At 41.4% G+C, this 8,557-nt stretch carries 5 protein-coding genes and 1 tRNA gene; 3 read left to right on the top strand and 3 right to left on the bottom strand.

Annotated features, from left to right (window positions below; genetic code table 11):
* On the bottom strand, positions 1–426 hold a 426-nt coding region (locus tag L1D50_RS18960), incomplete at its 3' end, for a hypothetical protein (protein ID WP_239966607.1).
* Positions 427–1,499: 1,073 nt separating this feature from the next.
* Between L1D50_RS18960 and L1D50_RS18965 the strand changes: the two genes are divergently transcribed.
* From L1D50_RS18965 to rimI, 3 genes are all read left to right on the top strand, one after another.
* Positions 1,500–1,576, top strand: a tRNA-Trp gene (locus tag L1D50_RS18965).
* A 63-nt stretch (positions 1,577–1,639) separates the two neighbouring features.
* A complete protein-coding gene (locus L1D50_RS18970; RefSeq protein WP_128726774.1) occupies positions 1,640–1,936 on the top strand; it encodes a hypothetical protein in 297 nt (98 codons plus the stop codon).
* Positions 1,926–2,372 carry a ribosomal protein S18-alanine N-acetyltransferase gene (gene rimI / locus L1D50_RS18975; RefSeq protein ID WP_239966608.1) on the top strand — a complete coding sequence of 149 codons (447 nt, stop codon included), beginning with the start codon at positions 1,926–1,928 and terminating at the stop codon, positions 2,370–2,372. The genes L1D50_RS18970 and rimI overlap by 11 nt, the downstream gene beginning before the upstream one ends.
* Here the strand turns inward: rimI and L1D50_RS18980 are convergent.
* Positions 2,364–5,045 (bottom strand): ATP-binding protein, encoded by a 2,682-nt coding sequence (locus L1D50_RS18980; RefSeq protein ID WP_239966609.1) that lies wholly within the window; start codon positions 5,043–5,045, stop codon positions 2,364–2,366. The two genes, rimI and L1D50_RS18980, sit on opposite strands and share 9 nt — an antisense overlap.
* A gap of 389 nt (positions 5,046–5,434) precedes the next feature.
* Positions 5,435–8,398, bottom strand: coding sequence for a TonB-dependent receptor (locus L1D50_RS18985; protein ID WP_239966610.1), 2,964 nt, complete (start codon positions 8,396–8,398; stop codon positions 5,435–5,437).
* Positions 8,399–8,557: the final 159 nt, after the last annotated feature.

Here is an 8,557-nt window from a genome sequence, read left to right on the forward strand (position 1 = left end):
ACCGAAACCACCACTTAAGGCCTTAGAGTTATAATATTTATCTAATGACATCAAAAAGCTATCGATCCCATTATTTAAACAAACCTTATGTTCGAATGATGGATCCTTATTCTTCTCGATTATTCTAAATACCTCAAACGCATCATTAGAAACAAAACCATAATGATTTGATAAAGCGGAAAAAAAATAAGCAAACTTAATAAGTTCTAGTTCTCGATAGATAGATTCATTAACAGTTGGGGAGAACATATCACCTGTCGAAAACCCATCAACTTCAATCAGCGTCCCATTAATATCGCCAAATACTTTTTGTTCAATTAACGATTCTGAGTTATCCCATTTAGAAGCTTTCAAAAGCCTGAACTGACCTAAATTAATGTCATCCTCCAAATGAAGGTTTGGCAAATAATACGCTATTCTTCTCATTTGATTATTCCTATATTTACCAATGTCTCGTGTAAGCTAACAATTTAATATCGAGCGATTGGGTCGTTTTTCTACAGCAATCTGTCTCATTTTTGTCCCATGACTATTGATAGCAAATTTAGGAAGTACTTACCAGCATTGAAGTTACGTTACATTGATCTAAATGTGAACACGACAAAAACGACTCACAAGGTCGTTTTCCTGACTATGGAAGAAATTCAATAGTTATGGATGTATATACAGAGGTTTAGGTGAAAGGATGAACGTCAGCTCTTCGCTCAAAGCCACCCTTAGTGCATTTACGTTAACTCACAATGGGACAGAAGTGTGTTTTGGGTTTTAACAACAAGAGTCAGTACCGCTTACACTGACTCGATATTGAGGTAGAGTTACTTGCTCGAGGATTTACTCGGCTTTAGGCCTGGAGTGTTTCCAGGAGTTTTTTTGTTGTCACGTCGACGTTGATCTGGCTTGCCTGTTGATTTGGCAATTGGTTTTGGTCCTGGTTTCAAACCCATGATTTGATCCTTTTATTTAACGAGGTTATTCCTCGTTGTGTGATCTTTGAGCAGTATTGATGGTTTTCAAGGTGTGTATGAAAAACAATCAAAAAATATCCTCTAAGTTCTCTGCTGGTAACTCACGTTTTGACGAACCACTTAAAATGTATGGTGACCAGTTGGAGGCACAAGATGGATAGGATTACCTCGGGTTCGCGACTGCTGAGTGTTGAAGAGATACAAGAGCTTCGTCGTGATATGGCAGAATCCTCAGCTTGGGCTAAAGCTGAACTAAAACGCTGACGAGCAATAAAAAATCAAAAAGTTCTGCGCATGGTATAGGTGATGGTATCGAGAACAGCTAGCTTTCTAACTAGCTGCTATGTCGATATATTTTCTTCTGTTGATCTTCGAGTGGGAATAATGACTCTAAAATGAGTTAGCACCCCGCTTAAGAAAAGGGCGAATATGATAAACATTGGCCTTTTTGCCTATTTTAGAAGCAGTTGAATCAAAAAAGTGATTTTTTCACTTTACCTTTCAAAAAAGCGCTTTATAATGCGTCGACATTGCAGGGGCGTAGTTCCAATTGGTAGAACAGCGGTCTCCAAAACCGATGGTTGCGGGTTCGAGTCCTGCCGCCCCTGCCACTTCTTATTTTGCACTTCGCATTTTTTCAAAGTAAACTCCCTAAAAAATTAAACTGCTTAGCTATGAATCCGATTTACGCAAATATTCTCGATATTGTACCGCTAAAGCTAAATTCTACATTTGCACATCTTGACCCTAACGCTGTTGTTGCTACTGGTGTGAATGAGCTTCAGCAGGTCGTTTTACCAGCTGTTTTGTTGCAGGACTTTGAATTGGCAATGGGTAGAAAAATTGAGGTTGTCATGGGCAACACGATTGCACTTGAGAATAATCAGTTAAGTTTGCCGTGTGCACAACTAAGTACAACTCAAAAGCGTGAGTTGTGGCAATTAATCTGGAGTCAGCAAGATGCAAGTTAAGCAAGGTGGTTTACTGCAGTTTCCACTTAATGAGATTATGCAAGTAGAACAAGCCTGTCATGCTTTTCCTTGGAGTGAAAAAACCATGCAGTCTTGCCTTCACGGTCGTTACTTTAACACGGCTATTGTCGATGGTAATACGCTGGTGGGCTTCTACGTTGCAGAGCGTGCGGGCCCAGACTTAACCTTGATGGATCTTTGTATTCGTCCTAACTACCAAGGGAAGGGCTACGCGAAGCCATTAATGGAAGATTTATTAGCGCAAGCGGAGACCTTGCAGGCAGAAAATATCTTCCTTGAAGTAAGAGCGTCAAACACTGCAGCAATCGCGTTATATCATCGCTATGGCTTTGTCGAAATGGGCTTGAGAAAAAACTATTACCCGAGCGCGAGTGGTCGTGAAGACGCCATGCTCATGGCTTTACCATTAGCCTAAGTGACTATTATCCGTTGGCTGGTCTATTGATAGTGTATAGCGCATAGCCTCAGTGAGCTTAAGCAAATAGTAATGGCGGTTACTGTTTTGTGTTTTTTGCAAACTTGTTTCTAGTTCTCCTGCGGCTTCATGAATACTCATAAAGCCAAAGCAACCTGCGCTGCCTTTGATGCTATGTGCCAGCGATCTTAAAGATTCCCACTCCTGTGCTTCATAGAGCTTTTGTAATTCATCAAGCTGAGATGGCAACTTTTCAACGTAATTTCGGCTAATCTGCAAGAACTTTTCGGTTTGTAGCAAAGCATCCCAAGAAGATGATTTATTATTTTGAATTTCAAGATACTGAAGTAGTAATTTGCCCAATAGCTCTTTATCTATAGGCTTGCCGAGTGTTGCATCACATCCGGATTTAATATGGTTGTCTATATCATGTTTCATCACGTTTGCGGTAAGTGCGATGATTGGTCCATCATACGCTGCATGTCTAAGCATTTGTGTTGCTTCTTCGCCACCCATGACGGGCATTTGCATATCCATTAGGATCAGCTGATAGTCTTCAACCAGCGCCATTTCAACGGCTTCAGCACCGTTATTAGCAATATCAGGAACTATGCCCCAGTTAGACAGTAGCAGCGTAATAAGCTCTTGGTTGTCAGGGTTATCCTCAGCGACTAATACTTTGGCATCGAACTCTTTCACTGCAGCGACCGCTGTTTTATCTTCTTCAGGCTGCTTTCTTCGTTCCAGCGCATTAAGCCAAGTAAATGTGCGGTCACGGAAGTTACCTGAAACTTCAATCGAAAATAAGCTGCCAGCACCCGGTTGGCTTTGAACATGAACATCACCACCAAGCAACTGAGCTAAGTTTTTAGAAATACAAAGGCCAAGCCCCGTGCCCCCGAAACGTCGAGTCGTGGTTGTATCTGCCTGCTCAAAAGGTTTAAAAGCACGTTGTAGCTCACTTTGTGACATGCCAATACCAGTATCTTTAATACTAAAGATAAACATCTCCGATTCTGGCTTAAATTCTACTTTGAGGTGAACGCCACCGTACTCGGTAAACTTCACCGCATTTGTCGCGATATTAAGCAATATTTGCTTTAAACGGGTAATATCTGTGTAGAGTTTGTTGGGTAACGGTAGGACAAACTCGGTGGAAAAGTTAAGTAGCTTCTCATTGGTCATTGGCTCAATGATGGATTCAACATCATTGATGAGCGGCATAAGTATGACTTCTGACTCTTCAACATCTAGTTTTTCAGCTTCAATTTTCGAGAGGTCTAAGATGTTATTAATTAGCTCTAGAAGATGTTTAGAGTTCCTTAAAATGGTGTCTAGATGCTGGTTCGCAGTTATTGAGTCTGGATGCTGTATCAGTTGTTCAGTAAAGCCCATAATTGCGGTGAGAGGGGTACGGATTTCATGACTCATATTGGCTAAAAATCGGCTCTTAAGTTGGTTAGCCTGCTCGGCTTCAACGATAGCCACTTCAAGTTTTCTATTGGTCTTCTCAAGCTCTTTGGTTCTATCTTCCACTTTTTCTTCTAAGTGTTCTTTATAATCTTCAAGTTCCCTCTGGAAGTTACGAATTTGCCCTATCATATGGTTAAAATCTTTAAACAATATCCCAACTTCGTCAGTATTGTGTTCTGGCAGCGCGACCATTAAGTCGCCATCACCGACTCGTTGGCTGGCTTCACCAAGTAATTCAATAGGATTAAGAAGAAGATTACGTACAACAATAAAGATTAAAATTGGCAAGGTAACAATAGACAAAATAACGATCAACGCGGTGATTAAACTGATTGTTTTGCCAGCCTGATAAAGTAGAGATTTTGGAATAGTAGAAATGTAAAAGTACCCGCCACTCAGTTGCGCGCTATAGGTCATTCTTTCTATATTATCTATGCTACTTATCTTCATTGCATCTAACTGTCCTAATTCAGCAATCGCGCTAATAGCTTCAACTTCACTGGCACTTAAAAAGTGGCCAATAAGGTTGTTATCTGAACTAAAGAGTACCTCACCATCAATGCTCATCAACAGGTTGAGTGTGTTGTCATAGGGCGCTTCGAGAATGCTGGTGCTAAGTAAAGAGGGAGAAACCTGAACGACAATGTAACCTTGCTGTTTGGGTTGTTTTAGCTCGTAGTCAACGCTATAAACCTGCTGGACAAAATAGAGTTGTGTCCCTGAGCTGGATGCAACCATAAATTGATGTTGTCGGAGGTTACTCTGCATTATTTGATTCGCAAAAGGGTACAAGTTTGGCGCTTCTCCTAAATTACTGGAGTAAAAGGCTGAGCTGCCACCTTTGGGGGATAACAGGTTAATACTAATAATATCTGGGTAGGCTTCACTATAGCTTGCAAATACATCCATTAACGCACCCAAGCGCCTGGTCTTTTCTAGCCTTTCAAGATTAGCTGAATTGAGAAAGTCACTGAGTACAGGAGAGGTAGAAAGTAGCTTAGTTGTAGATTGATAGATTTCAATGTAATTGAACATCTTTTGCTGTTGTTGCTCTACAAAGCGGCTGACAATAAGCTTTGCTTGTTTTTGTGTTGAACTTGTTACATTAGTAAGTGTGAATCCGCCAAGAAACAGCAAGGGAAGTATCACAAGTGGTGTGATATACCATAGGAGTCGAATACTTAACTTACTTGTTTTCATGGGTGACTAGCTACCTTGCTACACGAAATTCAGGTTACAAAAACATAGGCCAGATTATTATCAAAATTGAATTAATTCTCAAACCAATTAGAAAGGTGAAATACCTTCGATTCGCATTGCAAAACCCTTCATTTAGAATAGCCAAACAGTAAAGTTTTAGGCTTTTCCTATATAGATTTAGGTTTCTTAGCGGTAGCAAGACGCGAGAGCGGTGCTACTAAAGCTATTTCCCTGCTTCAAATAGCTCATTTACTTAATGCAACTGGTATTAAATCATAAGCACGAAGAAGTGAATACTCAAGTTTGCTCAATTGCGCTGAAAATACGATAAAAGGGGTAAAAATAAAAGCCTCCGGCTGGAGGCTTTAGGAACATTATGCTAAATAGGCTTAGAAGTTATACTTCAGACCCAAAGAGAATCTGCGTCCATTTACGTCATAAAATTCGCCAGAGTCAAACGTCTCAGGCGTACGAGGTGGCTCTTTATCAAATAGGTTGCTAACGCCTAAACGAAGTTGTAGGTCTTCTAGCACATAAGACTTATACATAAAATCTACCGTGGTATAAGAAGGCACTTCGTTAAAGTTGTTGGCTTCAATTGTCCAACCTTTGTCATCAACAGTGCTGTGACGATAGTTCACGGTTAGCGCGTAAACTGACTCATCTTGCGAATATACTGCAGTGAAACGACCTTTCCAACGTGGAGAGTCGTCAGTAAGTCCTGTGAAACTACGCAGGTCGTTGGCTAAGCCAGTTGAGTTTTGAGTATCTTTTGCAATGTACGTTGCAGCTAATTTCAGCGCCATTTCGCCATTCATCGCGTCGAATCGGTATGCTGATTCAAAGTCGTAACCTTTTTTAACGATTTGTGCTGAGTTAATTGGGCGCTGATAGAAGTGTTCGATATCACCGTTTTCACCACGTATTACGTTTTTACAAAATAGGTTGTCAAGTGACTCGCTTTCGTAGCAGTTTTCTACAGTATTTTTACGATCAAAATATTGAATTGCTCCATCTATTTCAAATGACCAGTAGTCGACTGTAAAGTCAAGGCCTTCAATAAATTCAGGAGTATAGATAAGACCAACTGTTAAGTCGTTAGAAACTTCGTTCTTAAGCTCAGTGTTACCAACAATTGAACCCTCTAGACTACCACCAGCCAGCCACTCTGAAGATGGCATCCAACCTTCAGGTAAACCAGCTGCTTGACAGTTTTTAATGATATTTTTCTTATACTCGTAGCTATCGCTTAGCTTTTTGATACTGTCTGCACGACAAATATCAGCACGGCCAGAACTGAACTGAGTTGATGCAGGTGCAAACAGATCGCCTAAACTTGGTGCTCTAACAGATTTTGAGCGGTTTACACGTAATCTTAGTTCTTCTGTTACGCCCCAGTTTAGTGCAAGTTTCCATGCATCATCTTCGCCTGTTACAGAGTAATCCATGTAACGATAAGCGCCTTCGAAGGTCAAATCTAACGCAAGGAACTCGTCAACAAGAATTGGAACAGAAAGCTCCATCGACAGTTCATCGACTTCAATTTCACCATGCATAGGCAAGCTTGAGTTACCGAAGATCAGGCCTTTTGCCATGTTCTCAGATGGTGTCTTTTCAGCCACTTCACGGCGATGTTCAGCTGTGAATGCTGCGCTTACATATCCTGCTGGTAGTTCGAATAGTACACCGTCAACGGTTGCTGCAAAAACAGCTTGGTCATGTCTTGCAAAACGAGTGGCAACGGTTGAAATATAACCCATTTGCTCTGCGGTTGCCGAAGTCGCCCCCATCGGATTAAACGGTACACAGCCATCGATTTGACCAATGATGTCACCTTCGCTGTTACGCTTAGCACATACCGTTTGACCATTGATCACTGTTGCATCAACCGCGCTTAGTAGGTTTTGCTCAAGCACTTCGCCTGTCCATGTAGTATCTTGCTCTACGCGGCCAAACTGGAAGTAAGTGCTGTAACCCCAGTCATCATTAATGATGCCTTCAAGACCAATAGATGAACGGAATACTTCGCGCTCCTGCTCGTAATTACGGTCACCCCAAAGGTTTGAGTTTGCTTGATATAATGTAACGCTATCAATACCCTCCACCAAGTTACCGTCTTTATCTGTGTAGGTAACATCATCCATGATTTTGCCCATTTCGTCACTGACAAACGCATTATCACGGTGAATTTTATAAGCGAAGAACGCAGGGCCACTTTGAGTTGTTGACTCTGTTTTTGACCAAGTAGCGTCGAAGGTTAATGCGTGATCATCATTGATCTCGTATGTACCGTAGGTAGAAGCAATAACACGCTCTAGCGGGGTTCTGAAATAGCTTTTTGCGCCTTGCGTGAATACACCGTCACCCATGTTATATTCGTCATGGAAGTAGCGACCTGCAGCAAGCTCTGAAATTTTAGGGTTTGGATCAGGGATTAAACCTAGACCATAGTTAAATGGCTGCAACGAGCCATCTTCTTGGAAGGCAAAGTGGTCATTTAAATACACATCGCGGGTCTTATCTGCACCAGGAGCGATAGCAAAGAAGTCACCTTTTTCAGAGTAGCGAGCAAGGGCAGTTTGACCGTTTAGTGCGATATTACCTGGAATACCGTCTTTACTTCCTGTATCAGCTGGGTTAGCAATAGAGCGCATTGAATTTCTGTAGAAATCGCGGTCTAATTTTGCGTAACTTTCGTTCTTTGTGTAGTTCAACGATGCAATGAACGATAGCTTATCTAGTTCTTGGCCACCGGTAATTGAGAATGTGTGGTCTTCCCCGCCTTTTTGCTCAGGCTTTACAGTCGAGATATCAACTTCTATGCCATCGAATGACTTTTTAGTGATGATGTTTACAACACCAGCAACAGCGTCGGCACCATATACCGCCGCTGCACCACCAGTTGCAATTTCAACGCGCTCAATAATGCTAGTAGGAATGTTGTTTAAATCTACGGCTGTATCACCAACGGAACCTGGCACAAAGCGACGACCGTTAACTAGTACTAATGTACGCTCAGAACCTAAACCACGTAGGTCAGTAGTATTCAAGCCCGAAGCATAAATAAAGCTAGTTGTGTTTTCTGGAGATAAACCAACTGTTGCTTGAGGCATTTCAGCTAAAAGGTCGTTTACGTTTGTAATACCTTGGTTTTCAAGCTCTACGCCACCGATTACGGTAACAGGAGTAGGAGACGTTAGGTTAAAGCGCTTGATACGAGAACCAGTAACTTGAATACGTTCAACTGATTTGGTTTCCGTCTGTTCATTAGCAACAGCTACCGAACTACTTACCGCTCCGGCGATTAGCGCCATTTGGATGCTGGCAGTAACTAGATTTAACTTCTTCAACATTTTGACCCTTATTTACTTTGTTTATAGCGATAGCCCTGTTCATTCTCAAAACAGGCGTTCCGCAATATAGGTGCTGAGTTTTTACCATAAACAATTGTTAAATATGGATTTTGTGATGATGTTGAAGGTGTGTATAGAACGTTTAATCTGTGATTTTAG

The sequence above is a fragment of the Pseudoalteromonas sp. Isolate6 genome (assembly GCF_022398435.1).
Taxonomy (GTDB): domain Bacteria; phylum Pseudomonadota; class Gammaproteobacteria; order Enterobacterales; family Alteromonadaceae; genus Pseudoalteromonas; species Pseudoalteromonas galatheae.